This window comes from Microbulbifer epialgicus, assembly GCF_041447265.1.
GTDB lineage: Bacteria > Pseudomonadota > Gammaproteobacteria > Pseudomonadales > Cellvibrionaceae > Microbulbifer > Microbulbifer epialgicus.
Map to the genome: position 1 here is coordinate 30,478 of NZ_JBGMEK010000028.1, position 25,151 is coordinate 55,628.

A 25,151-nucleotide genomic window follows, 5' to 3' on the forward strand; every position below is an offset into this window, starting at 1 on the left:
AAGCGGTCTGAGGAAAGTGGACCTACAGCCATTTTCTCCAGTAGAAAAAGGCAATCTGCCCGGTAACAGCAATTACCAGCAAAATACAAAACGCTAAAAAGCCCTGCTGGGATTGCGCCCATGGAATCCCACCAACATTAATTCCAAACAACCCGGTTAAAAAGCTTAACGGTAGAAAAACCGCCGCTACCACCGATAAGACATACATGCGGCTGTTCAATTCATCGGAAGTACGGTTTAGCAGCTCCTCCTGAGCGATAGCAGCACGCTCTCGCACAGTATCGATATCATCAATGTGCCGTTGTAGGCGCTCATTGATATCCGCCAGTAAGGTATGGCTCCCATCATCAAACCAGGGAGCCGACTCCTGCTGCATTCGCGTCAAAACCTCTCTCTGCAGGCACAGATAACGACGCAGGGCGATCGTCCTCTTGCGAAACTGAACTAAGTTAGTGCCCATCCCCTTTACTGCCCGATCCAGCAATTGATCTTCCAGTTCATCGACCTTTTCCTCAAAGTCATCAACCCGATCCCCCATGCGCAACACAAGTAGATCTGCCAGGAAAACCACCAGCGCCGCACTTCCCCGCGGCCCGCAACCGCTGTGTAAGCGGGAGATTAAATCCTCTTCCGCCAACAGGCGCCTCTTGCCATTACTAATAACCCGGTTTTCCTCGACCCAAAGACAGATAGAGACACGACTTTCCCGCCGCGATTTGTGTTTCGGGTCAATCCCACACAACGCCAGGAAAAGCCCATCATCGACAGCCAGGGTGCGCGGCCGTATCTCCTTTGCCAACAGAGCCTCGGCTACTACTGACTGCAATCCACTGTAGTCACGTATCCAATCGACAGCATCTTCATCGGTGTTATCAAAATGGAGCCACAGCAAACCCTGGCGGGGGTGCCAGGATTCTACTTCAGGCCAACCTATTTCACGGCCTGAGCCCTTTCGATCAAGCAATATTGCACGAATTTGCCCAGGTTTCTTGGCCATAAGCTTCCGTTCGTTATGCTCCCCTCAAAGACTCCAAAGGGAATACCAGATAGCTTTAAATTAGCTCCATTTAGCTGCTGTGCTGTAAAAAATTAGAAGGCGGTGGATTATTATTGAGTTTGACTCAAGTGGGCCAGCGCCGCCGCATGCTGCTCCCAATTCTGCCCATCGAAGGGCTCTACCTGGAGCCCCTGAGGTTGTTCATCCAAACAGCGTGCATTGATACTGTAACCGTCCGGATTTGAGCGCGGGATGTAAAAGGGCTTTACTCCGCAACACCGACAAAAATAGTGCTTAGCCACACCAGAATTAAAGGTATAACAGCTAAGGGCTTCCTCTCCACTGAGCAGTTCAAAGTTCTGAGCGGGCACTATCAGATGCAGGTAACCAAGCTTCTCACACATAGAGCAGTTGCAGGCATGGACCACCAGAGCTTCATCGTCGTTGCGCCGGTGCAGCGCACGAAAACGCACGGCGCCACAATGGCACCCCCCTTGCAGTTGGGTTGTTATCTCACTCATCGCTAGATTTATCCATAGTAAACAAAGGCCGTGCGCACAGCAGGGAGAATACTGAAACAGCCAAAAGCAGATGGAACCAGTTAGTACGCGCCAAACCCAGTAGCCGCGAAGAACCAGTGCCAATTAATAGCGCGTTTACCGCAACCAGTGCCGCTCCACCACCGAGCAATATAGCCTGGTTACGCGAAAGCTTACCCCGCGCCATTAGTTCCAGTAGGGCTACCAATATCCAGAGTAATAATCCCAGGGCCGAGTAGAGATCAACAACCGCCTGGGGCATCAACATGCCGCTCTCGCTGAGGCCAATCGCACTGGCCAAGACCAACACCATTACTATGTAGGCGGGCGCTCGATTATCCGCGCCCCAGGAAAGTGCCATCCGCGCCCATAGCAAGCCCAAACCGATTAGCAGAAAAGAAGCGAGGCCGGAAAGCCGTGTGAGTGCCCGATGCAATTCAGTGATTCCCGGATCAATGCCGTAGCGGTAGGCACCCACCAACGCGGCGAGGGACATACACAAAAGCGCAGCGACAATAATCAAGGCAGCGGACTGGAAGCGCTCGCGTGTAAAGTACCAGTATTGGTTGGCCACCAGCAGGCAGGCGAGTCCCAGCAGAAGGTCGAGAAGCCAAAAATTGTGCAAGGTGTTCCCCTTTTTTCTTGGAATTCTAACCGAAAAACCTCCCGACCAAATGCCTATAAGGGCCCTAACCACCCTAAAAAACTGCAAAAAAAAACCCGGCTCAAAGCCGGGTTCTTCGGGTCTCTAAAGGCTTATGCTTCTTCAGAACCCTGCTTCTCCTCTGCAGAAGCGGCCTGGTCGGCTTTGGCTTCCTTGATGGAGAGCTTGATGCGTCCACGCTGGTCTACGTCGAGCACTTTAACGAATACCTTTTGGCCTTCGCTCAGATAGTCAGTCACTGCGTTAACACGCTCTTCAGCGATCTGGGAGATATGCACCAACCCGTCTTTACCCGGCAGGAAGTTAACGAATGCTCCGAAATCCACGATACGTACCACAGTACCCTCGTAAATAGCGCCAATCTCAGCTTCCGCAGTGATTTCCTCGATGCGGGTAACTGCCGCCTCGAGGCTCTCGCCGTCTTCACCAAAGACCTTGATAGTGCCGTCATCTTCGATATCGATGGAGGCGCCTGTCTCTTCGGTGATGGAACGGATAGTCGCACCGCCTTTACCGATCACGTCGCGGATCTTATCCGGATGGATCTTTAAGGTCGCGTAGCGCGGTGCGTTCTCATTCACGCTGGTGCGGGAGGAGTCGATCACCTTGTTCATTTCCGCAAGAATGTGCAGACGCGCTTGCAGGGCCTGCTCCAGTGCGGTTTCCATAATCTCTTCGGTGATACCTTCGATCTTGATGTCCATCTGCAGCGCGGTCACACCAGAAGCGGTACCCGCTACTTTGAAGTCCATATCGCCGAGGTGGTCTTCGTCACCGAGGATATCGGTCAGAACCGCATAGCCTTCGTCTTCCTTCACCAGGCCCATAGCGATACCGGCTACCGGTGCCTTCAGCGGAACACCCGCATCCATCAGCGCCAGGCTGGAACCACAAACGGAAGCCATGGAGCTGGAACCGTTGGATTCAGTGATTTCGGAAACCACACGCACGGTGTAGGGGAAGCTGTCCGGGCTCGGCAGAACTGCAGCGATACCGCGACGAGCGAGGCGGCCGTGACCGATTTCGCGACGACCGGTGGCACCGACACGACCCGCTTCACCTACAGAGTAGGGAGGGAAGTTGTAGTGCAGCATAAAGTAGTCTTTGCGCTCACCTTCCAGGGCGTCGATGATCTGTGCATCGCCAGTGGAACCGAGGGTAGCCACTACCAGAGCCTGGGTCTCACCACGGGTGAACAGCGCAGAGCCGTGGGACTTGGGCAGAGCGCCAACTTCCACAGCGATCGAACGTACAGTCTTGCTGTCGCGACCGTCGATACGGGGCTCGCCACGCACTACAGCGCCGCGCACCAGCTTCTTCTCCAGCTTGCCGAAGTAGCTTTTTACCAGATCGGCGCTAATTTCTTCAGTAGCCAGGGCTTCAGCAGCTTCGCTGCGCAGTTCCGCCAGGCGGGTGCTGCGCTCTTGCTTGTTGGTGATGCGGTAGGCTTCGGCAACCTTCTCGCCAAACTGAGCGTCCAGGGCAGCTTTCAGCTCGGTGTTTTCCGCCGGAGCCTGCCAGTCCCACTGGGGCTTGCCCGCTTCCGCTTTCAGCTCTTCACAAACCTTGATAATGGCCTGCATTTCCTGGTGTGCGTAGAGTACGGCACCCAGCATGATGTCTTCCGGCAGCTCCTGGGCTTCGGACTCCACCATCAGTACGGCGTCTTTGGTACCGGCAACGACCATATCCAGCTCCGAAGTCTTCAGAGCTTCGTAGCCCGGGTTCAGCAGGTAGCCGTCTTGCTGGGTGTAACCCACACGCGCAGCACCGATGGGGCCAGCGAAGGGAATACCGGAAACAGACAGCGCTGCGGAAGTGCCGATCATGGCAGCGATATCCGGGTCCATGTCCTTCTCCGCGGAGAGAACGGTACACATCACCTGAACTTCATTCATAAAGCCGTTCGGGAACAGCGGGCGGATCGGGCGATCGATCAGACGGGAAGTCAGGGTTTCTTTTTCAGACGGGCGGCCTTCGCGCTTGAAGAAGCCACCGGGAATCTTGCCAGCCGCGTAGGCTTTTTCCTGGTAGTGCACCGACAGAGGGAAGAAGCTCTGGTCAGGCTTAGCTTCTTTGGCACCTACAACGGTACACAGAACAATGGTTTCACCCATGGTAACCAGGGCTGAGCCCGTAGCCTGGCGAGCAATGCGGCCAGTTTCAATAGTCACCTGGTGTTGTCCGTACTGGAAAGTTTTGCTTACTGGATTCACTAGTTTTTTTCCTATTTCCTTACGGTTACTGGCCCATTCCAGTAACCCCTACAATGGTTGCCCGAGCGAGGTATCCAAACGCCTCTCTCAGGACGACACGGGGATGTGCCGCCGCCAGCCAGGGGGGCTGGTGCAAGCACTGCACCGTCAGCTGAAACTTTCCTGCCGGCCTGTACAGTGCAACTTCCGAAAAATGACAACATCGTCACTTTTCAGCAAGCATTAAAAAAGAATGCCCGCCAGAGGCGGGCATTCCAGGGTCTTAGCGACGCAAGCCGAGCTTAGCGATCAGCTGTGCGTAACGACTCAGATCCTTGCGCTTTAGGTAGTCCAGCAACTTGCGGCGCTGGTTTACCATGCGGATCAGACCACGGCGAGAGTGGTGATCCTGCTTGTGCGCAGAGAAGTGACCCTGCAGTTTGTTGATGTTGGCAGTCAGCAGGGCTACCTGGACTTCCGGAGAACCGGTATCGCCTTCAGATTGGCCGTGCTCTTTCAGGATGGCTGCTTTTTCTACTGCAGTCAGTGCCATAACGAATAACCTCGTCGTAATATGCTTTAAAGATTCGGCTGGCCCGTGCATATTTACAGACCAGCTACTCACTGTTGTGGACTTAGCCCACTGCGATACCCTCGCCTCAACCGCTATCGGCTCTCACCAATATAGCGTTTTCTGCTTAAGTACCACTTACCAGACGCCGAGGCGCTACGCACCCGTCGTCAGTAATTTCTCCTACGCCCAAAAAATCGCCATTTTCCAGGAAGAGGCGCACCATATCACCTTCCGCACCAATACGATAGACCTGTAAATCCATTACCGGCTGCCCCTGACGTACATAGTAACCAGAGTCGTCAGGTAGAGTGAGCTTTGGCAGAGAGGAGGCGGGGGAGTCCACTGTTAACAAGTGGTGATCCAGTACTTCCGCCCTGCCCTCACCGCGCTCTTCAGTGAGTTCATCCAGGGTGAATGCATCCGCTTCGTCATAGGGGCCCGCAGCACTGCGATGCAACTGCTCAACATAGGCGCCGACGCCCAAAGCCCGCCCAAGATCTTCGGCAATACTGCGAATATAGGTGCCCTTGGAACAGTGCACTTCCACTTCCGCACGGGGCTCGATACCGGGAGTAAAATTCAGCAACTCAAATTCAAATATCTCCACTTCGCGCGCCTCGCGCTCCACTTCCAGCCCCTGACGGGCCAGCTTATATAGCGGCTGCCCCTTGTGCTTGAGGGCAGAATACATGGAGGGGACTTGTTTGATGCGACCGCGAAATGCCTCCATGGCTTTTACCACATCTTTCTCAGTAAGGCCGGAAGCATCTTTGGTTTCCAGCACGTCTCCATCGGCATCACTACTGGTAGTGGTCATACCGAAAACAAAAGTGCTGCGATAACGCTTATCTGCATCCAACAGATATTGGGAAAACTTGGTGGCTTCACCAAAGCAAATCGGCAGCACTCCGGTCGCCAGCGGGTCCAGCGCTCCTGTATGCCCAGCGCGATTGGCAAAAAAGAGTCGTTTTGCTTTCTGCAGGGCGTCATTGGCAGTAATACCGGCGGGCTTGTTCAGTAACAGCACGCCGTGCACTGGCCGGCCCCATTTTGGTCTGCGTCCCATGGATCAATCTTCCTTGGAATCGCTTTCGTCATCTTGATGCCTGCGGTCCTCGCGCACCGCCTTATCGATCAGTGCGGAAAGTGCCTGGCCGCGTACCGAAGTCTCATCGTAGCGGAATTGCAGGCGCGGAATGCTTCGCATCTGAATTGAGCGCGCCAACTGGCTGCGCAGGAAGCCTGCAGCCTTATTCAATACTTCGATGGAAGTATTGATCTTGCTGCGATCATCCTCCCCAACAAAGGTGACAAATACTTTGGCTGTAGTCAGGTCTCGACTAACTTCAACATCGTTGACATTGACCATACCCAAACGCGGGTCGCGCACTTCGTGCTGAATCAGCTGCGCCAGTTCGCGGCGCATGGCATCGGCAACCCGGTCAGCGCGGTGAAATTCTCTTGCCATTTTTTACCTATAGCGAATGGCGGTTCAAAGACAGGAAAACCCGCACGGCAACAGCCGGGCGGGTTTGTTTATCATTCGGGCTGTAAATCTTACAGTTCGCGGGCAACCTTGACGATGTCATAGACTTCGATCTGGTCACCGGGCTTCACATCGTTGTAGTCCTTCACCCCGATACCACACTCCATACCGTTGCGCACCTCTTGCACATCGTCTTTGAAGCGACGCAGAGATTCCAGCTCACCCTGGTAGATTACAACGTTGTCGCGCAGAACGCGGATCGGCTTATTACGGTATACAGTGCCCTCGGTAACCATACAGCCAGCAATAGCACCAAATTTCGGAGAACGGAATACATCGCGCACCTGGGCAATACCCACGATCTCTTCACGTACTTCAGGTTCCAGCATGCCAGACAGAGCCTGCTTCACCTCATCCAGCAGGTTGTAGATCACACTGTAGTAGCGAATCTCCACCCCTTCAGTCTCAGCCACTTTTCTTGCCGCAACATCGGCACGAGTATTGAAGCCCAGAACAATGGCGCCGGAGGTCAGCGCCAGGTTGATATCGTTTTCGGCAATACCACCCACACCACTGGACACTACGTTTACAGATACTTCTTCGTTACCAATATCTGCGAGTGCACCCAAAATCGCTTCCAGGGAGCCGCGCACATCGGCCTTGATCACAACTGGCAGCACTTTGCGCTCGCCAGCTTCCATGTCTGCAAACATATTTTCCAGCTTGGCGGCCTGCTGGCGCTGCATACGTTCGCGACGCTCTTTTTCCCCACGCTGCTCGGCTACTTCACGAGCCTTGCGCTCATCGGCAACGACCATGAATTCATCACCGGCATTCGGAGTTGAATCGAGGCCCAGTAGTTCCACCGGGGTGGAGGGGCCAGCTTCTTTCACCTGCTTACCAAGTTCGTTGGTCATCGCACGAACGCGACCGTAGCTTTGGCCCGCCAGTACGATATCTCCGCGCTTCAGCTCGCCGTTCTGCACCAGCAGGGTAGCGACCACGCCGCGCCCCTTCTCCAGACGGGATTCGATCACTACACCGGTGGCCGGTACGTTCACCTTGGCCTGCAGCTCCAGCATTTCCGCCTGAAGGGAAACCGCTTCAAGCAGCTCATCGATACCCTGGCCAGTGTGCGCAGAGACATTAATAAACTGGGTATCGCCACCCCAGTCTTCCGGGATCACGTCTTTCGCCGCCAGTTCGTTTTTCACACGGTCTGGATCAGCCGCTTCCTTATCGCATTTGTTTACGGCAACGACTAGCGGTACACCGGCAGCGCGGGCGTGGTTAACCGCCTCTTCTGTCTGTGGCATTACGCCATCATCGGCAGCAACAACCAGGATCACCACGTCAGTAGCCTGGGCTCCGCGGGCGCGCATGGCGGTAAAGGCGGCGTGGCCCGGAGTATCCAGGAAGGCAATCTCTCCCTGGCTCGTTTTTACCCGATAGGCACCGATGTGCTGGGTGATACCGCCGGCTTCGCCAGAGGCCACCTTGGTTTTACGAATGTAATCCAACAGCGATGTCTTGCCGTGGTCTACGTGACCCATCACAGTAACCACAGGCGCACGGCTAACTTCAGTACCTTCCAGGGATTCATTTTGAGCCAGCAGGCTGTCTTCCAGTTCGGTCTCAGAACGTAGAACAACCTTGTGACCCAGCTCCTCAATGAGCAACTGAGCGGTTTCGCGATCCAGGCTCTGGTTGATGGTGACCATCTCGCCCATCTTCATCAGGCGTTTGATCAACTCACCCGCCTTTACATTCATCTGCTTGGCCAGCTCGGCTACAGTAATGGTTTCGCCCAACTGTACTTCGTACACCTGCTTCTCCGTGGGCCGCTTAAAGCCGTGTGTCGGTTTAATCTTCAGATTCGGACGGGACAGGGAACGCGTACTACGTTTACTTGCTTCATCCTCTTCAAATACCTCCAGCGCCTGCTCATACAATGCGGTCTTACTGGACTTTTTCGGGCCGGACTTGGAGCGGCGCCCGCGACGTTTACGCGGTTCATCCTCGGTGCGCTCTGCTTCAGTTGGGGCAGCCTCCAGCTTGCGACGCAGGGCTGGCTTAACCTCTTCAGTTTTCTCAGCAGCTTTCGCTGGCTTCACCTTGGCAGCCTGAGCCGCTTTCTGTTTTTTCTCTTGAGCCGCGCGTCGATCGGCTTCTACTTTAGCCTTTTTCTCTTCAAGCTCGCGCTTTTCCTGCTCCGCTTGCTGCTTGCGGCGCTCCATCGCGGCGATGCGCATCGCCTCGATATCATCTACATAGCTCGAGCGAATTGGCGCTGCAGGTTCAGCTTTTTTCTCAGTTTTTTCTGTGGGCTTCTCTTTGGCTTTTTCCGCCTCTTCCGCTGCTTTCTTTGCAGCCGCCGCCCTGGCCTCAGCTTCAGCTGCGGCTTTGGCTTCAGCTTCAGCTTTCAGGCGTGCCTCCTCTTCTTCAGCCGCGCGACGGGCAGCCTCGGCTTCCGCCGCTGCCCGCGCTTCCGCTTCTGCGGCTGCCTCGGCTTCCGCCTCAGAATTCAAAATCACCTCCTCCGCTTCAGGCGCACCCTCAGCAACATTCGCTGCGGCCTCAAGCTCCGCCTGCGGGCGCTTCACGTAAGTACGCTTCTTACGAACTTCTACGTTCACAGTCTTGCGGCCGGTGCCAGAGCCGGTTTTCAGCGTAGTCGTGGTTTTGCGCTTCAAGGTGATCTTGCGCGGGGTCGCGCCCTGCTCCCCGTGACTGCTTTTCAGGAAACTGAGCAGGACCTGCTTTTCCTCATCTGACACCACCGCATCCGCAGAGGTGTGAGGCAAACCCGCTTCTTTCATCTGCTTAAGCAGACGGTCTTCGGTGGCACCAACCGATTTGGCGAGTTCGCTAACTGTTACTTCGGCCATTCTCTCTCCTAAAAGTCACTTGGTCGGAGGGGGTTATTTATACGTATGTCTTGTGTCTTTGCGTTTAAGCCTGGTCGCCGCTGTCATCAGCAAACCAGGGCTCGCGCGCCTTCATAATCAGCGCTGCAGCGCGCTCCTGGTCGAGACCATCGATATCGAGCAGGTCATCCACCGCCTGTTCAGCCAGGTCTTCCATAGTGGCAATTCCGCGGCTGGCCAGCTGGAAGGCCAAGTGGCGCTCCATGCCGTCCATATTGAGTAAGTCTTCCTTGGGCTCGGAAGCATCCAGCTTCTCTTCAGAAGCGAGCGCCTGAGTCAGCAGGGAGTCCTTGGCACGAGCGCGCAGTTCCTCAGCGATATCCTCGTCGAAACCCTCAATCCCGATCATCTCTTCAATCGGTACATAGGCCACTTCCTCCAGGGAGGTGAAGCCTTCATCTACCAAGACACCAGCCACGTCTTCATCGATATCCAAACGGTCGATAAACACCTGCATAATGGAGCTGGACTCAGCTTCCTGTTTGCTCTGCCAATCGTCACTGCTCATGACGTTGATCTGCCACTGGGTCAGTTCGGAGGCGAGGCGTACATTCTGGCCACTGCGGCCGATAGCCATAGCGAGATTTTCTTCGGCTACTGCCACATCCATAGAGCCAGTGTCTTCGTCGACAACGATGGATTCGATTTCTGCCGGCGCCATAGCATTAATTACGAATTGCGCTGGGTTATCATCCCACAACACAATATCCACGCGCTCACCAGACAGTTCATTGGAGACCGCCTGGACGCGAGCGCCGCGCATACCTACGCAAGCACCTACCGGATCGATACGGCCATCATTGGTGTTTACAGCAATCTTGGCGCGCAGGCCGGGGTCGCGAGCCGCACCTTTAATTTCAATAACCTGCTCGGAAATCTCCGGCACTTCGATGCGGAACAACTCGATAATCATCTCAGGGCAGGAGCGACTCAACATTAACTGTGGGCCGCGGGTTTCCGGTTGAATTTCCAGCAGAATTGCACGTACGCGATCGCCCAGTCGAAAGATCTCGCGGCCTACCAGCTGGTCGCGGGGCAGACGCGCTTCGGCATTATTACCCAGGTCTACGGCAATAAAGTCGCGGGTCACCTTCTTTACGGTGCCGCTAACCATTTCGCCAACGCGATCGCGGTACTCGTCAACAACCTTAGCGCGCTCGGCTTCACGTACCTTCTGTACGATCACCTGTTTGGCAGTCTGCGCAGCAATGCGTCCAAACTCAACATTTTCCACCTGCTCGCGGTAGACATCACCTGCTTTCAGCTCGGTATCTTTCTCGTGAGCTTCTTCCAGGGTGAACTGGGTACCCAACTCCGCCAGGGTTTCATCGTCGACCACTTCCCAGCTGCGGAAAGTCTCATAGTCGCCACTGCGGCGATCTATGATTACCTCAATGGTTGAATCTTCGTCGTAGCGCTTCTTCGTGGCCGTTGCCAGTGCCGCTTCGATGGCCTGGAAAATAATCTCCTGGTCAACGCCCTTCTCGTTGGATACCGCCTCGGCTACCAGCAAGATCTCTTTGTTCATGCAACTGTGCCTCAAAATCGCCTGAGCTCAGGCTCCTACAGGTTACTTGGTAAATTGGGGAATAATGTTTGCCTTCTCGATACTATCGATCGGCAACAGGTATTCATTTTCACTGTCCACGCGCAGAACCACTTCATCGCCCTCTACACCGGCCAGAAGTCCACGCCACTTGCGCTGGCCATCCAGCGGCATGCGCAGGCGAACTTCGATCTGGGCGCCAATAAAGCGCTCGTACTGCTCCAGTTTATAGAGGGGGCGATCAAGCCCTGGCGAAGAAACCTCAAGCGTGTACTTGCTGCTGATGGGATCTTCCACATCTAACACAGCACTAGCCTGACGGCTTACTTTTTCGCAGTCTTCTACAGCGATACCGTCTTCGGAGTCGATATAGATGCGCAGCAGCGCGTTGCGACCATGGGTTTGGTAGTCAATACCCCACAGTTCGCACCCCAGCGATGCCACCACCGGCGCCAGAAGCTCTTCCAGCAATTCGCGTTTGCTCGCCATTTACGTCACCACATACAAAAAATGGGCCTGCGGCCCACTTCGAAAAATATCTGCAACTTTTTTTGCAGATACGAAAAAGCCCCTGACGGGGCTTTGACCGCACATTCACGCAGCCAGTATGCGTAAATGCAAAATTTGGTAGCGGGGGCAGGATTTGAACCTACGACCTTCGGGTTATGAGCCCGACGAGCTACCAGGCTGCTCCACCCCGCAACAACAAATGCGCAATCAGATTATTTGCTTAATAAGCAAATTTGGTAGCGGGGGCAGGATTTGAACCTACGACCTTCGGGTTATGAGCCCGACGAGCTACCAGGCTGCTCCACCCCGCAACAACAAATGCGCAATCAGATTATTTGCTTAATAAGCAAATTTGGTAGCGGGGGCAGGATTTGAACCTACGACCTTCGGGTTATGAGCCCGACGAGCTACCAGGCTGCTCCACCCCGCAACAACTCCAAGAAACGAAGCCTGGTTGACCTTCGTTTCCCTGCGGCGGGGCTAACCCAACCACTCAAGAGGCTGCGCATTCTATGTTTACAACCCCGGTGAGTCAAGCCGTAATTGGCATTTGTTTTTACTTTGCGTGTAGAACCCCTCTCTATACGCCTCGCAGATGAGTATAGAAAAGGAAGAAAATCCCGCAAGCAGGCCCTTTCGCTATTTCCACATCACCCGGGAGTGTACAGGCACCCATCGCCATCAGATGGCCAACAACTTAAGCTTTAATTATCAGGCACCGGGACACAAACAGTCATTCGCCCCCGCCCCTGAACAACTAAACCCTGTCGCCCAAACTACTCCCACCGCAAAACCCGTGGATTAAATCGTATAGAAAAACCCCATCTACACAAACAAGCTCCAGCACTCCCATATCATTGCACTGCCCATTCAAGCTTCCCACACACTAATCAGCGGGTGAGCTGGTGCACTATAGCTCGCCGAACAGGTGGCAAGTGCTCGCTGACCCGCAGCACAGCCTTGCGTAAAAGCTTTGCCGGAAGGCGATCGTCAGTAAACAGATCAACCACCCGATTTGTGCCCGTATAGATAGGATGAGACTCAAGGCGATGCTGGACCTGATAACGAGATAGCGCACGCCTAAGCCGGGCTGGCTGGTACAGGCGAGCGGTGCCCCCCAACTGACGGGCAAGTGTATCCGCCCCAGCAAGCCCCAAATTAAACCCATGCGCAGTCACCGGATGCATTCCCACAGCGGCATCCCCAATCAGGGCAAAACGCTCGGAAAAAAACTGGTGTGCGTACACTGCTACCAGTGGGTACTTGTGACGCTTGCTACAGGACTCTATCGAACCAAGCGTTGCTGCACTTTCGCGCTGTACATGGGCAGCAAAACCCGCATCGGAAAACCGCATCATTTCCTCCGCGCGACTGGCCGGAACCGTAACCACCGCAGAGGAAATATTGGGCTCCGCCAGGGGCAAAAGAGCCAGGGTAGAGCCATATCGAAAGCACTCCCGTGCAATCCCGCCATGCTCCTGCTCAGTGCGCACTCGACCAACAACTGCCACACGGCCGAAATCACGCATATCCGCGCCAATTCCCGCCATGCGTCGCACTTCTGAAAAACGGCTGTCCGCCGCCACTACCAGTGCCGCGCCAAGGTCATCCTTGCCATCAATGCTCAACAACCGGCGACTGCCATCCGCTTTAGTGGCGATTACCGTACAGTCGCTACGTAGTTGAATATCGCCACTGCCCTCACTTACCACCTCGAAAAGGACACGTCGAATCGCCGCGTTGGGTACAATAAACCCTAAAGGCCCACGGCCATGGGTATCAAAGTTCAGGCTGGAGGGAGAATTCCCATCAACTACCTGCGCCGATTGCAGGACGCCGATCTCGTCACCGCGAAGCCTCTGCCAGGCTCCGAGGCTTTCCAGAATTCTAACCGATTTATGGGTGAGTGCTATTTCACGACCATCATCCTCAGGATTGACCAAGCCCTCCTCGCCCTGACGCTCCAAAAGCGTTACCCTACAGTCGCGCCGGGCCAACATCGCAGCCAAAGCCAAGCCTGCGGGGCCGCCTCCTACAATAGCCACATCTGTTTGCAACATCTGCCCCCCTAGAGCAAGCCCCATTCCACAACAATAATGATATCCAGTCAGCAATAACATGAAGCACCAGATTTTTATCCAGTAAAGCGCATTGCAACCCTAGATTGTCGCAAACTTTAAAAAAGAACGCCTACGACATTCCTGATACAGATCAGGAAACCAGCATACTTCTCCGCTTGCCAAACAATTGTTTAAATAGCTGGGGCGCCATATTTGCTCTTTCATAATTGACCTTTTTAATTGAGAAAGCCAACCACCAAAAGACTAACTCATGGAACTCGAAATAAATATAATAGATGCCTTTACGAATACACGGTTTGGCGGCAGTGCCGCTGCGGTAATTATTACAAACCAGTGGCTGGGAGATCACCTGATGCAGGCTATCGCGACAGAGAACAACTTGTCGGAAACCGCATTTTTACTCAAGCAAGCCCCAGATGAATACCAAATTCGCTGGTTCTCTCCAGTGGCCGAAATCGATTTCTGTGGGCACGCAACCCTAGCCTCAGCTTTTGTAATTTTCTCAAAGAATCCCAAAATAAATACGCTGCGATTTTTCGCGGAAGCCGTGGGGGAAATGCCAATTACTCGTAGTCACGATGGGCGGGTTGTTATGGACTTCCCCAACCGGCCACCAAAGCCGGTAGAGCAAGTGCCTAATGACCTAATTAAAGGATTATCCATACAACCTACCGAGGTCCTACGCAACAGCCAAGCTTATTTCGCCATATACGAGAAAGAAGAGGATATTTACCAGCTAGAGCAGCACCCAGAAGTGCTCAAAAATCTCGCGCCCTATGATGTGGTGGTCACAGCCCACTCTAAAGAATACGATTTTGTCTCAAGATACTTTTGGCCATCGAATGGAGGAGCAGAAGACCCAGTAACGGGGTCTATTCATACTGGGCTGACCCCCTACTGGTCTGAAAAGTTGGGCAAGCCTGAACTCATTGCATTTCAAGCATCCAAGCGAGGTGGTCTGATTTTCTGCCAATTAAAGGGAGACAGGGTAATCATCTCCGGCAAGGCCATCCAATACCTCAAAGGTATTATTGAGGTATAACTAAATTGCTATTTATCATTTACCCTGCTAGCCTAAACCTGATAATTATATGAGCTGAGCGCCCTCAGCCCGCATCCAACATAGGTCGCACCAGCTCGACGCCCCTTCTCCACAATTTACCAATCTAAAAACCTGTTGGGGCAGCAGGCTTGCCATCTTTTACCTACCACTACCCTTAACCCCCATGTAAAGACAAGGAATCCCCTCATGAACAAAAAAGGCTCGTGCCTCTGTGGTGAAGTTCACTTCGAAGTGGAAGGCAATTTTGAAAGCTTCTTTTTATGCCACTGTAGCCACTGCCGTAAAGACACAGGCTCCGCTCATGCGGCCAGCCTGTTCTCAACTTCGGCAAAGCTGAAATGGACTGCAGGAGAACAGCGAGTTATGGTGTTCAAACTCCCCAAAACCCGACATATGAAAAGCTTTTGTAGTAACTGCGGCTCGGCACTTCCATTTATAGATAAAGAGGGGAGCTACTTGGCAGTACCTGCCGGTAGCCTGGACTGCAAAATCCCCATTGAACCCACCGCACATATTTTTATGGCCAGTAAGGCTGACTGGGATCAGAACCTGGAAAAGGCGTTAAAGTTTGAAACCTTCCCCCAAACTGACAAAGCCGACAGCAATTAACCAAACAGGATCATGTCCGCTGGAGCACCCCCTCAGCGGACTGCCACCTTATTATCCCGAATGGCCATCTGTACGTGGCTGGAATAGCACCGGGGTGTAATATATCAGGAAAAGAGAGTAACCCACGATCCAGGCGATAACTGCAGCGAGGAAACCGCTAGGAGCCGGCGCCCAGAAAATTCTGGCCAACGCGGATAATATCAGTGCGGCAAATGCTAGTGGCATCAGGCGCGGAGCCTTTAACAGTCGACCTGTATGCCCAAGGCTCACACGGCTTGCCATAGCCAGGATCAATCCACCGATTCCTCCCACTGCAAACGCGTGCAATGCGGGACTTTGCCAGCCGGGGGCCACCCCGCTCCAGGCCAATGCAGCCAAAAAACACCCCAAGACCACCAGCCAATAACTCAGGTGCAGGGACCAAACCATGGGCTCCCCCCAGATCTTGGTTGGATGCCAGCGCAACACCCGTATCAACTGCAAGACACCAAGTGTCAGGGCGAAAACAGCCCAAATAACCTGGGGTAAATCTATAGCTACGCACAATAGTAGTGAGATCGCCGCGATATGCGTTCCCCATTCAACTACCGGAAGTTTATCGCGCTGGCTCAACTGAAAGCGTCTAGCGGTAAAGAAGGGAATGACTCGACCACCAATTACCACAATAATCGCTGTGACCAGTAATAGCGCCACCATAGCTACCCTGCTCTGCGCACCGGGCAACAACCAATGACTGGCCGACAAACCAGCAAATGCCAACATCGCTGGCAGCACAAACAGATTACGCCACTGCCGGGTACGCAAGACCCGCGCCCCCAGTAGGAAAGCCGCCAACAGGAAAAACGCCACTTCTGCACAGACCGGCATCCACAGGGGCACAACTGCAAACAGATAGCCCAGACGCGCCAGTAACCATAGCCCCACCAAGCTTATTAACTGGGGGCCTTTGGGCGAAGGTATTCCAGTCCAGGTTTGCATCGCGGTACCGAGAAAACCTACAACCACCGCCGCCGCAAACCCGAACAACATTTCATGGGAGTGCCAGATAACACCTAGTCGCAGTGCCGGAAGTTGCCAACCGGAGAGCTGCAGCTGCCAGACCAACAGGGCGATCATACTCCAAAGGGCCCCTCCCCAAAAAAAGGGGCGAAATGGCATTCGCCAAATTGGGGCAATGGACTCCGCGCTGGCGCGGTCAACAATGGGTATCACAATCCTTTCTCCTTACAAAATGGGAGGTTATTTCTCCCGAGACAATTAACCCAGCAATCGAAAGGGTTTTCCCGACTCACAGAATCTAAACCTGTTACCGATCCTTATTGGTAACTCGGTCGACAACCAGCCCTAGCAATGAAGGCACATCCTGGTTTCGCTCAATTACTTGACCTTAAAATAACCGAAAAGCGAAACCGCCCCGGATATCCCACTCCAACTTTGATCGAAGTGTTTATTTTCACTCAATTGAGACCAATAGTTAATAGGTAGATATCATAGTTTTTTAATTAATAACCCTATGTGATTATGGGTTATCCACCAAACCAGGCAGTCATTTATTGAATGCACTGATCCAAAACCCTTCAAAGCCAACCTGAAATCATCACCTGTTACTTGATCAAAGTTAAAGTCGCACTTTAGCTTTAGAGGTTGATTGCTCAATTAGATATACAGCATAAAAATTATTTTTCGGTCTGGTTAACGACCTAATCAGGGCATTGTTTAGCGGTGTTATATTTTTGTAACCTCCCTCGTCGTTTTTCCTCGGAAAAATCACAACTGGTCAAACGAAACATCAGGGAGTACTCGGACACGCAGCGGGTATCGTGAATATCCCCCGGAAGGAAAACACTGCACTCTCCCGGAGTCATAATATATGCACCGCGACTAATTAGCTGCCCTTCAGCCCCTTCTCCGCCTACAGCGCCATAGGTGGACATCTGCACCTCTCCATATTGAAGTGCATAAAACACCCAGCCATTACCGTGGTTATGAGGATCCCGATAAAGGTCATATGGCTCTACATGTGCTAGCAAAATAAACCCCTGCTCAGAATCCCGATACAACTCTGTTGCGGCCGCCCGCCTTTCGTGCAGCTCTGCAAGCCAATGTTCTGAAATTGATGTAGCTGCTAGCCTAGTAAGCACTTCGCGGCAGCGTATGATAGTGTTTGAATTTAAACCACTCCAATATTTACGTAGATCTATGATACAGCTGCTCAACGTATCGTTAGGCATAAACTTTTTCCTTTTGTGCAGTTAGTAAAATAGTGATCTGGATTAAATAAGTATTTGCAGTTCAATAAATAAAAAATACACCGACACAGCAAACGCTGATCACAAGAAAAACAGGATAAAACTTAAAGTAAACTTTAAGTCAACCCATTATCCAAATAAGTTACAGGTTGTAAATTCACCCTAAAAATGATGTTAAAAATTAGGAAAATAAGCTGGCAGCTGGATAATTTGAGATATATCCTTGAACAGAAACACAAAGAAGGTAAAAGAAACTAAGATGAATCCGCCCTCCTATTTCTATGGCTAACCAATATTGATGTCGCCTGGGCAACAAGTGCAATCACCAGGAGTAGAAAGGCAATGGAATACACTCGGTTGAGACCAGCCACCATCAGTTCCGTATTGGCATTATCTATATATGACAACTGTGAGGTTTCTTCGAAAACTACACTCATTAGCGATGCACCCGTGAGCAACCCCAAATTTCTGGATAGGTTAAGCAACCCGGAAATATTGCCCTTTACATTGTCGTCAACGCTATTCATGGTAAAGGCGTTATTGGAAGACAGATAAATACCATAACCTATAGCCATTGCTACTGAGCAAATCAAATAACCTGGTATACCGTGTGCAACTTCTAAGTTGGTCATACCTAAAGCGCCTAACGACAGAGAAACCAGCCCAGCAATCACAGTACTACGTGACCTGAATCGATCTGCCAAGCGTCCGCCAATACTCGAGCAAATAGCGACAACGAAGGAGCCAACAGACATTACCATCCCTGCCTGAGAAAAATCCAAACTCAGCGCAAGTGTCAAATAGAAAGGACCGACAACCAAGGAACTCACTACCGAAGTAGCGACAAGAAAATTAGTTGCAAAATTAGTGTATAGTGCATACGCGATGGGCTTTTGTATCGAATTATCATGTAGCAATTTCTGCCTAATTAAACAAAAAAGCCACAGCGATAAACCCGAAAGTGCTCCTGTAACAACATTGGAAATACCATAATCGCCACTGACCGGCTTTATCGATAAAGTGTAAAAAAGAACCGCCATAAAAATATAGAGAGCCGCTAAAGTATTGGTTGGACTATGGCCCTGCTCTGCTTTATTAATAATGGACCGGAGGTAAGGAATGCATTTCTCTGATAACACGGTATGAATACATCTCTGCACACGCGTAATCGTCATCCATACCCCATAAGGTCTCGAGCAAATTGTATTTTTCCCTTGGACATTTTTAATAAATATGCCATCCTCAGGCAAATACTTCTGCGCTAGCCAGTAAATAATAACGCCGAAAGGCACTTTAATCAGGAATACTGCCTGCCATGGGAGAATTTCCAACAGCAACCCACCAAGCAAAGGGCCTGTGCCAGTTCCTAGAGCAGAGATACTACCTAGCAGTCCCACAACCATTCCCACTCTCGCTTTGGGCGAAGTGTCGCTGGCAATCGCCATGGAAACAGCAGTGAACATCGCCGCACTTATTCCTTGCAGTGAGCGAAAAAAAACTAAAATCCAAATATCCGACGATATACCACAAAGAAAAGTCGAAAGTGTAAACATCATGATACCCAGCATAAATATTTTCTTTCTACCCTGGGTGTCACTGCCCCTCCCAGCGACAGCCAGGGTAGCCGTGAGGAAAATCATAAATGCAATAATGATCCACTGTGCCCGCTCATAGGTAGTCTCAAACTCGGCAACCATTTTAGGCAATATGATGTTAACGCTACTTATTGCCAGGGCATTGAGTAAAGTGGCCAGGCACAAAGCGATAAGGATTCCCCTGCTGAAGGACTCACTGGATTTGCGTTTTGCGGATGATTCAAATAGTCTTTTTACTATAAACATAAGGCATTAATATGGCTTGCGTAGGCTATTAATTGAGGAGTAGGTACCTAAACCACCCGAGATACCGTGCCATTACTTTTTCTGTAATTAGATTCTCTAGACTTCATGATAAAATGTTAAATATACATTTTTTTCACATTTTCCATTCCGTTCTACCAGTTTTCACTGCTTTTCCCCGCTCCCCCTCTTGTCAGGCGTCACAATGAAAACTAGGATACAACTTAAAGTCAACTTGAGGTCAATATAGATGGGTGATCAACAGGAAATCGACATTCGTGAACTGTCACAACGTACCGGACTGCCTTCGTCAACACTGCGATACTATGAGGAAAAAGGACTAATTAAGTCCATCCGCAGACGTGGTCTCACCAGAGTATTTTCTATCAGCGCAGTTGAACAACTTTCGTTAATCTCACTCGCGCGTTATGCGGGCTTCTCGCTAGAAGAAATAGCCACTATGTTCACTTATAGCGGGAAAGCGAATATTGATCGGGAGCAGCTGATCGAGAAAGCCGATGAGCTGGATAAAAACATACGTCGCCTGAAGGCCATGCGCGACGGTCTGCGGCACGTGGCGAACTGCCCGGAGGATAACCAGCTGGAGTGCCCAAACTTCCAGAACCTGATTAAAAAGGCTATGAAACTACAATATAAAGAAGACCGCAAAGTAAAATCGTTAAAACCAGGTAAACGCCATTAAAGAAATGCTGGACTGAGAGTACTCTTGCAGGATACGGCGAACTCCATCATCATTCCTGAATCTTCATGTTACAGTACATGACGGTGTACCATATATGGCATCGCCTCCTATGGAGAGCGTACATAAATTTCTACATTACCTCCATTCGATATCGGTGCTGTATCTTTCCACCCACACATAGATGCCGACGGAGAACTCTCAATAAACTTAACCAGCCGAAACTGGCAGCCGTGGATATGTTTGGAGTGAAGCATCAGGTCACTACCTTCTGAGATACGCCAGCGCAAATCCTGATCAATTGGTACATTAAATCCCGCCACTAACTCCCACTATCTGGGCAAAGGGCGACTTTTTTGTGTATGCGCTTAATTACTACTATGTCAGTAGGAAAGAATACACTACACTCAAGACGCGCTGTGAATACATCCCTGTAAGCTCGCAATCGGCATCCATGCCTCATACGGTCCCGAGCACAGTGTATTCTTTCCTTCCCTCTTTTTAGTAAGAGCGTAATACTATCAAGATCTAAATTCTATTTATAATGCCTATCGTTGAGCTTACTCCCTGCTGAATCTGAATACGCTGTCAGAAATCACTAGCCCACAGGGAGAATAAAGATTCCTGAAGAAAGCTCGATAGCAGGTAAAGCCTTATCAGTGAATAAATCAATCAGTACATCGTCTACCAAATACAATGGTGTGTGATCTCAATTCACATATCAGAAGATTATCTAAAAAAAGGGACTGGAAAAAATCAGAGAGCGATACCGAGAGGAGCTTGAAAAATCCCCATCCGGACAAAGCTCAAGCTAATGTTGAAGCAGGCCTTGCAAAAACGGACGTTGTCAAAAAGTGGCCAGCAGGCAGAGACTCCGACTGCTGGCCTTTTGCACTCGTACAGTACAAAACCTGTTGACTGGCTATTGCAAGCCTGCAAACATTTCCACCCCAAAAATCAGATCCAACGACTTTCAATCGTCAGTTTATCCCTGGAAATACAAGGATAAATAAAAGATGCTAAGGTAGGGTGTTGTTAGCACTCGCCAAAAGCCAACCCGTAACACATGTAATAACTTACCATCTAGTTCGATGAAGTACATTACCCCAAAAGGAGTAGTCTTAGGAATAAAGAGCGAATTCAATAAAATCGACCTGCTTATTCAGCTAACTTCCTAACGACAACTACATAGTTTTGATAGTCGATTTATCCATGAAGGTCAAAGGCACAAAAATCCAAATAGTATTTTGCTTCCATAGGTGTAAATTATTTCATAAAGGCTGGTAACGCCCATGCGTTTGTAAAGATGAAATTTGGCCCACCGTAATGAATCCAAAGTCCCACACCTCAATACAAAAAACGAAAGTCACTGAGAGGTTGCCGTCTACCGAAAGAGACTTCCGAGACATACCCTTCACAGCTAAATACGCCATATATTGTGGTAAAAAATTCACGGAAGGAGATGAAGCAACAATCGCAGACCACAGCGCTGCCTGATCGGCCCCGCTTAACACAAGAATTTACAGTAATTCTACGAGACACTCCTGGGAAAAATTGGCTTCTATAAGGCTAATGTACCCATGCATGATGAATGAATATGAAAGCCTCAAAATTTGAGGCTTTCAATCAATAAATGTAATTTATCATAGATAGTAGCTGTCACTATAAATTTGACTCATAAATTAGACCTTCACTTTTAGCTGCCGAGGTATCCACACCCACTTCCTCATTGGTGCTTAGACGTTTGATTACGACAGACTCCACACCGACAGAGAACATCTTACTAGCAGATGGGGAAGCAGGTTCAAATTGTCTAGTATCATTAGAAGAATCACTGCAGGCTGTTAAGGTATACATCAATAGCACACTGAATAAGATATTTAATCCCAACTGATTCAAACTCATTATTTTTCCTTGAATTTTGCCCCTAAGTGGCTATTAAAACCGCTATTTTGAACCTAAAAAGTGTAGGTGACCAGCCAATGTGTTTCACCGATTGGAAGCTGATAATCCTTAGCCAGTGTAAAAGTCAGGATTCCATCATCATTCGCATACTGAGCACTACTCACCAATTCAGAGCCTTCCGGTATACTATTACTATTACTATTACTATTACTATTACTATTACTATTACTATTACTATTACTATTACGATCAAAATATAAGTGAACCATTTCCAGATCATTGACCTCATTCAGTTCTCCCTTGGCTTTTAAAGTAAAGCCATTCAGTAAAGCATCCGGCGAATCACTTTCAAGTATCAGGGCCAATACCACGTTCTCACCTTTTCCATGAAACTCGGTCTTCTCCATCCATTCAGACTTGATAGTGATATCCGGAAAAGTTACTCCGATTGTAACTATCGCTCCGAGGCTTACCACAGCGTTATTCATCGCTCGATCTGTATCGTTAGGACCACCATCTTGAATGGTAAGCTGAATACAATGATACCCCTCAACCAAGCCGGACCCGTAGTTGTTACTACCCGGCTCAGGGCAATCACCCAGAGAACCTGGTGCTGAAGCAACACTATTTTTCTCATCTTCAACAAAATCCATCCAGCCTACACCTTGCTGATATGTTGTAAATTTTGAATCAGCCAAAAGTGCCGCATTCAGCGGAATGACAACCTGGGTGCTCTCTCCGATCTCAATCTTCCGTACGATAAAATCAAAAATTCCGTGTAGAAATTGATAGCTATTTTGGCTAGCAAGGTTGTCATTATAGAATTGATCAATATCTTTCAGAGTAATACCGCCTATATGTTTACCAGCCGCATAAGCGCTATCCCCAAGAGAAAGGGTAGTATCCTTTGCACTTTGCATATGAACTCCGGTAACACTGACTGGCAAAAGGTTAGCAGGCCCCTTCTTATCTATGTAATCAGGTATTCGATCTCTATCCGAATCCGCTACGCTCTCCAAAATATCACTGAGACCATCACCGTCGGTATCTGAGTTTTCACCCAGAGAAGGAGTTGATTTGTCGATACGAATAAGTATGCTGGAAGTTGTCTCTCCTCCACGAGTATTCGTAACTGTTAAACCGACCTTGTAAGTTCCACGCAAGTCAGTCGGGTCGAAGGTAAAAGCACTCTCACTATAGCCATTAAGCGGTGTAAGCATAGGACTACTCCAGCTATAGTTATATAGTATTACCAAAGTCAAATACCTCTGCTTCTAACATAACTTCACCAGCATCACTATAAAATAGTGCTGGAGAAATTCCATTTTGTGAAAATAATATAGAAAAGTTCGGAATAAAATTAACATTATTAGGGGTTAACTCCACTGGAAAATTCCAAGGAAAATTGGATATATCACCAATAATCGAGGGATCCGGGTCCGGAATATTTCCAATAACACCTACACAATCATTAATTTCATTACTTACGGATGCAATAACTCTATCCTCACCTTCCTCACTAGAAAGGCTCACCTCATCAACTGAACCTCCTATGACTATTATTCCGGCACTACAAGCATCCACAACCTCTACATTTCCGATTCCTATGCTCTCTGAACTAAGAGCGCCCCCCCCAAATCAGTCCATCTTCTGCAAAGTTATCAACAGAGTTACATAAAATGACATTACTGTTAGAGGAGTGGCTACTCACCACTTGAGGTAAAGAGTCCTCTACAATAATTCCTCCCTCAAAAAATATAGTGCCATTAATAACTGTATTTTGTACAACTGCATTTAGGAGAGCCCCAAATAATAAAGAGTACTCACCTGCTGAAAAGGAGAGTTCATCCTCAACCCTGATATATAAGTTGGAAATTGTAAAGTTATTTCCCTCAAACACTGCTGTAAACGGGTTATCTATATTTCCAATTAACTCCCAACCAGCTCCATTATTCCAGTAAATGTCATCTTTATCGAAAGTTCCATCGTCATCAGTATCAAAATTTAGATTCGAAGCCAACTCGAATCCAGAGCATCCCGTAGATGGACAACCAGTGCTGACACCATATAACGACGCACCATCTAAGCTATTTCGAATCTCATTGAGATCGACCACATCAAAAATCTCAATAAGGCCATCATCATCGACATCGAAATCAGTACGATTACTATCAGGCAATGCCATGCTAGATTGTAAAGCAATAGATATTGCTAGTAGGCTCTTTATGATTATTCTTGCCGAAAATAAATTACTCAACACCATCTAAACTTCCCTTTCCTAAAATCCAATCGACAGCAATCCTATACACTAAGATTACCTCTAAGTCTGATACTCAACCATCCTTAAAAATCAGGACAAAATTTTTTTAAAAATATCTTTAAAAGATAGTAATTTTGTCCATATAGTTACATTAATTTTCCGGCTAGGGACTTAAGGAGTCTCACTAATAGGTAGCATTCAACTATATAAACCAGTTATCAACACCCTCAAACATCCATTCAATTACAAACAATTACAAACATACACGAATAGACAAATTGTAAATTGAGAAAACGCTCAAACCTCAAAAGCTTGTGAATCTAGTGGCCCTGGTAGAATTCGGAAACAGACTTATAAAAACTTACAATCTGCCAGTAAACTTGAAAACATATTTCATATTTACGATATCAATATGAAACATCAAACCCTGAAAAATCGAAAATTGATTAAATAGAATGCCCAACCACAAAGGGCAGTCAAGAGAAGGATGACCGTCTGAAAAGTAAATAATTGGTACGCTTGACTATTTAGAATATACAATAATAAACAAGACAAATAAAGAAAAAAATAGACGCAACGTTTGAGCTCGCCTTGAGTTTGTGTTAGGCAACTTTTCGATAAGATTAAATATCGACTTAAATGCCCCGCTTAAGCTAAAGGCCACATAAAAGCACTTCTAAAAAGCATATTTTATCATTTCCACTACGTTGAATTATTCATCATTCATTAATGATATCCCTCCAAAATGGTAACTCTTAGACGTACTCGTAAGTGTAGATACCATGCTAATTCATAAGCACCTTAGAGAGTGTGCACATGACTCACGAGCTCTCCTTTAAATATTAAATTGCAGTAGAGAGCCGTTAAACTGTCATTTCATATTATTCCGCTGATGGAGATCAAAATTTCGATGATCAAATACTAAAAATATTTAATCTTCACTAACGCGTAAAAAAATAGTAAGAACACCTCTGAAGATCACAAATCATCAAAATTAATCGATTAGAG

The 25,151-nt window shown here is 49.4% G+C and carries 22 protein-coding genes and 3 tRNA genes; 3 read left to right on the top strand and 22 right to left on the bottom strand.

Annotated elements, in window-relative coordinates:
- Positions 1–22: 22 nt before the first annotated feature.
- The 14 genes from ACCI49_RS13310 to ubiM form a co-directional block, all read right to left on the bottom strand.
- Positions 23–997 (bottom strand): zinc transporter ZntB, encoded by a 975-nt coding sequence (locus ACCI49_RS13310; protein ID WP_371839500.1) that lies wholly within the window; start codon positions 995–997, stop codon positions 23–25.
- A gap of 110 nt (positions 998–1,107) precedes the next feature.
- Complete coding sequence (locus tag ACCI49_RS13315) at positions 1,108–1,518, bottom strand: GFA family protein (RefSeq protein WP_371839501.1); 411 nt, start codon at positions 1,516–1,518, stop codon at positions 1,108–1,110.
- Entirely contained in the window at positions 1,511–2,161 is a 651-nt protein-coding gene (locus ACCI49_RS13320; RefSeq protein ID WP_371839502.1) for a hypothetical protein, read from the bottom strand. The genes ACCI49_RS13315 and ACCI49_RS13320 overlap by 8 nt, the downstream gene beginning before the upstream one ends.
- A gap of 131 nt (positions 2,162–2,292) precedes the next feature.
- Complete coding sequence (pnp, locus tag ACCI49_RS13325) at positions 2,293–4,416, bottom strand: polyribonucleotide nucleotidyltransferase (RefSeq protein WP_371839503.1); 2,124 nt, start codon at positions 4,414–4,416, stop codon at positions 2,293–2,295.
- Between the two features lie 262 nt (positions 4,417–4,678).
- Positions 4,679–4,948 carry a 30S ribosomal protein S15 gene (gene rpsO / locus ACCI49_RS13330; protein WP_143730633.1) on the bottom strand — a complete coding sequence of 90 codons (270 nt, stop codon included), beginning with the start codon at positions 4,946–4,948 and terminating at the stop codon, positions 4,679–4,681.
- Between the two features lie 145 nt (positions 4,949–5,093).
- Positions 5,094–6,035, bottom strand: a complete 942-nt coding sequence (gene truB, locus ACCI49_RS13335) for a tRNA pseudouridine(55) synthase TruB (protein ID WP_371839504.1) — start codon at positions 6,033–6,035, stop codon at positions 5,094–5,096.
- 3 nt (positions 6,036–6,038) lie between these two features.
- Positions 6,039–6,437, bottom strand: coding sequence for a 30S ribosome-binding factor RbfA (gene rbfA / locus ACCI49_RS13340; protein ID WP_371839505.1), 399 nt, complete (start codon positions 6,435–6,437; stop codon positions 6,039–6,041).
- A gap of 89 nt (positions 6,438–6,526) precedes the next feature.
- Positions 6,527–9,343, bottom strand: a complete 2,817-nt coding sequence (gene infB / locus ACCI49_RS13345; RefSeq protein ID WP_371839507.1) for a translation initiation factor IF-2 — start codon at positions 9,341–9,343, stop codon at positions 6,527–6,529.
- Positions 9,344–9,407: 64 nt separating this feature from the next.
- On the bottom strand, positions 9,408–10,910 hold the full coding sequence (gene nusA / locus ACCI49_RS13350; RefSeq protein ID WP_371839509.1) for a transcription termination factor NusA: 1,503 nt from the start codon (positions 10,908–10,910) through the stop codon (positions 9,408–9,410).
- A gap of 42 nt (positions 10,911–10,952) precedes the next feature.
- Entirely contained in the window at positions 10,953–11,417 is a 465-nt protein-coding gene (gene rimP, locus ACCI49_RS13355; protein ID WP_371839510.1) for a ribosome maturation factor RimP, read from the bottom strand.
- A gap of 136 nt (positions 11,418–11,553) precedes the next feature.
- Positions 11,554–11,630, bottom strand: a tRNA-Met gene (locus tag ACCI49_RS13360).
- Positions 11,631–11,672: 42 nt separating this feature from the next.
- A tRNA-Met gene (locus ACCI49_RS13365) sits at positions 11,673–11,749 on the bottom strand.
- 42 nt (positions 11,750–11,791) lie between these two features.
- Positions 11,792–11,868 (bottom strand) — tRNA-Met (locus tag ACCI49_RS13370).
- A gap of 460 nt (positions 11,869–12,328) precedes the next feature.
- A complete protein-coding gene (ubiM, locus tag ACCI49_RS13375; protein ID WP_371839511.1) occupies positions 12,329–13,498 on the bottom strand; it encodes a 5-demethoxyubiquinol-8 5-hydroxylase UbiM in 1,170 nt (389 codons plus the stop codon).
- Between the two features lie 271 nt (positions 13,499–13,769).
- On the opposite strand from ubiM, the gene ACCI49_RS13380 reads away from it, so the two are divergent.
- Both ACCI49_RS13380 and ACCI49_RS13385 read left to right on the top strand, forming a co-directional pair.
- Positions 13,770–14,561, top strand: a complete 792-nt coding sequence (locus tag ACCI49_RS13380; RefSeq protein ID WP_371839512.1) for a PhzF family phenazine biosynthesis protein — start codon at positions 13,770–13,772, stop codon at positions 14,559–14,561.
- A gap of 207 nt (positions 14,562–14,768) precedes the next feature.
- Positions 14,769–15,191: a GFA family protein gene (locus tag ACCI49_RS13385; protein ID WP_371839513.1), complete on the top strand. Its 423-nt coding sequence runs from the start codon at positions 14,769–14,771 to the stop codon at positions 15,189–15,191.
- 51 nt (positions 15,192–15,242) lie between these two features.
- Here ACCI49_RS13385 and ACCI49_RS13390 read toward each other — a convergent pair whose 3' ends face one another.
- From ACCI49_RS13390 to ACCI49_RS13400, 3 genes are all read right to left on the bottom strand, one after another.
- Positions 15,243–16,403 (bottom strand): NnrS family protein, encoded by a 1,161-nt coding sequence (locus ACCI49_RS13390; RefSeq protein WP_371839514.1) that lies wholly within the window; start codon positions 16,401–16,403, stop codon positions 15,243–15,245.
- Between the two features lie 488 nt (positions 16,404–16,891).
- Positions 16,892–17,422, bottom strand: coding sequence for a hypothetical protein (locus ACCI49_RS13395; RefSeq protein ID WP_371839515.1), 531 nt, complete (start codon positions 17,420–17,422; stop codon positions 16,892–16,894).
- Between the two features lie 272 nt (positions 17,423–17,694).
- The gene (locus ACCI49_RS13400; RefSeq protein WP_371839516.1) at positions 17,695–19,281 is read right to left on the bottom strand and encodes an MFS transporter; all 1,587 of its coding nucleotides are present in this window, start codon (positions 19,279–19,281) and stop codon (positions 17,695–17,697) included.
- Positions 19,282–19,528: 247 nt separating this feature from the next.
- On the opposite strand from ACCI49_RS13400, the gene ACCI49_RS13405 reads away from it, so the two are divergent.
- Complete coding sequence (locus ACCI49_RS13405; RefSeq protein ID WP_371839517.1) at positions 19,529–19,981, top strand: helix-turn-helix domain-containing protein; 453 nt, start codon at positions 19,529–19,531, stop codon at positions 19,979–19,981.
- A gap of 107 nt (positions 19,982–20,088) precedes the next feature.
- On the opposite strand, the gene ACCI49_RS13410 is transcribed toward ACCI49_RS13405, so the two are convergent.
- The 5 genes from ACCI49_RS13410 to ACCI49_RS13430 form a co-directional block, all read right to left on the bottom strand.
- Positions 20,089–20,301, bottom strand: coding sequence for a multicopper oxidase domain-containing protein (locus ACCI49_RS13410; protein ID WP_371839519.1), 213 nt, complete (start codon positions 20,299–20,301; stop codon positions 20,089–20,091).
- Between the two features lie 1,339 nt (positions 20,302–21,640).
- Positions 21,641–21,883, bottom strand: a complete 243-nt coding sequence (locus ACCI49_RS13415; protein ID WP_371839520.1) for a hypothetical protein — start codon at positions 21,881–21,883, stop codon at positions 21,641–21,643.
- 53 nt (positions 21,884–21,936) lie between these two features.
- Positions 21,937–23,103, bottom strand: a complete 1,167-nt coding sequence (locus ACCI49_RS13420) for a hypothetical protein (RefSeq protein WP_371839521.1) — start codon at positions 23,101–23,103, stop codon at positions 21,937–21,939.
- A gap of 19 nt (positions 23,104–23,122) precedes the next feature.
- Positions 23,123–23,467, bottom strand: coding sequence for a hypothetical protein (locus tag ACCI49_RS13425; RefSeq protein WP_371839522.1), 345 nt, complete (start codon positions 23,465–23,467; stop codon positions 23,123–23,125).
- 34 nt (positions 23,468–23,501) lie between these two features.
- Complete coding sequence (locus tag ACCI49_RS13430) at positions 23,502–24,146, bottom strand: hypothetical protein (protein ID WP_371839523.1); 645 nt, start codon at positions 24,144–24,146, stop codon at positions 23,502–23,504.
- Between the last annotated feature and the right edge of the window lie 1,005 nt (positions 24,147–25,151).

Excerpts from the sequence above, each read along its gene's own strand:
- ACCI49_RS13310 (WP_371839500.1), bottom strand. The coding sequence starts at position 997 with ATGGCCAAGAAACCTGGGCAAATTCGTGCAATATTGCTTGATCGAAAG.
- ACCI49_RS13315 (WP_371839501.1), bottom strand. The coding sequence starts at position 1,518 with ATGAGTGAGATAACAACCCAACTGCAAGGGGGGTGCCATTGTGGCGCC.
- rpsO (WP_143730633.1), bottom strand. The coding sequence starts at position 4,948 with ATGGCACTGACTGCAGTAGAAAAAGCAGCCATCCTGAAAGAGCACGGC.
- truB (WP_371839504.1), bottom strand. The coding sequence starts at position 6,035 with ATGGGACGCAGACCAAAATGGGGCCGGCCAGTGCACGGCGTGCTGTTA.
- rbfA (WP_371839505.1), bottom strand. The coding sequence starts at position 6,437 with ATGGCAAGAGAATTTCACCGCGCTGACCGGGTTGCCGATGCCATGCGC.
- infB (WP_371839507.1), bottom strand. The coding sequence starts at position 9,343 with ATGGCCGAAGTAACAGTTAGCGAACTCGCCAAATCGGTTGGTGCCACC.
- nusA (WP_371839509.1), bottom strand. The coding sequence starts at position 10,910 with ATGAACAAAGAGATCTTGCTGGTAGCCGAGGCGGTATCCAACGAGAAG.
- rimP (WP_371839510.1), bottom strand. The coding sequence starts at position 11,417 with ATGGCGAGCAAACGCGAATTGCTGGAAGAGCTTCTGGCGCCGGTGGTG.
- ubiM (WP_371839511.1), bottom strand. The coding sequence starts at position 13,498 with ATGTTGCAAACAGATGTGGCTATTGTAGGAGGCGGCCCCGCAGGCTTG.
- ACCI49_RS13380 (WP_371839512.1), top strand. The coding sequence starts at position 13,770 with ATGGAACTCGAAATAAATATAATAGATGCCTTTACGAATACACGGTTT.
- ACCI49_RS13385 (WP_371839513.1), top strand. The coding sequence starts at position 14,769 with ATGAACAAAAAAGGCTCGTGCCTCTGTGGTGAAGTTCACTTCGAAGTG.
- ACCI49_RS13395 (WP_371839515.1), bottom strand. The coding sequence starts at position 17,422 with ATGCCTAACGATACGTTGAGCAGCTGTATCATAGATCTACGTAAATAT.
- ACCI49_RS13400 (WP_371839516.1), bottom strand. The coding sequence starts at position 19,281 with ATGTTTATAGTAAAAAGACTATTTGAATCATCCGCAAAACGCAAATCC.
- ACCI49_RS13405 (WP_371839517.1), top strand. The coding sequence starts at position 19,529 with ATGGGTGATCAACAGGAAATCGACATTCGTGAACTGTCACAACGTACC.
- ACCI49_RS13415 (WP_371839520.1), bottom strand. The coding sequence starts at position 21,883 with ATGAGTTTGAATCAGTTGGGATTAAATATCTTATTCAGTGTGCTATTG.
- ACCI49_RS13420 (WP_371839521.1), bottom strand. The coding sequence starts at position 23,103 with ATGCTTACACCGCTTAATGGCTATAGTGAGAGTGCTTTTACCTTCGAC.
- ACCI49_RS13430 (WP_371839523.1), bottom strand. The coding sequence starts at position 24,146 with ATGGTGTTGAGTAATTTATTTTCGGCAAGAATAATCATAAAGAGCCTA.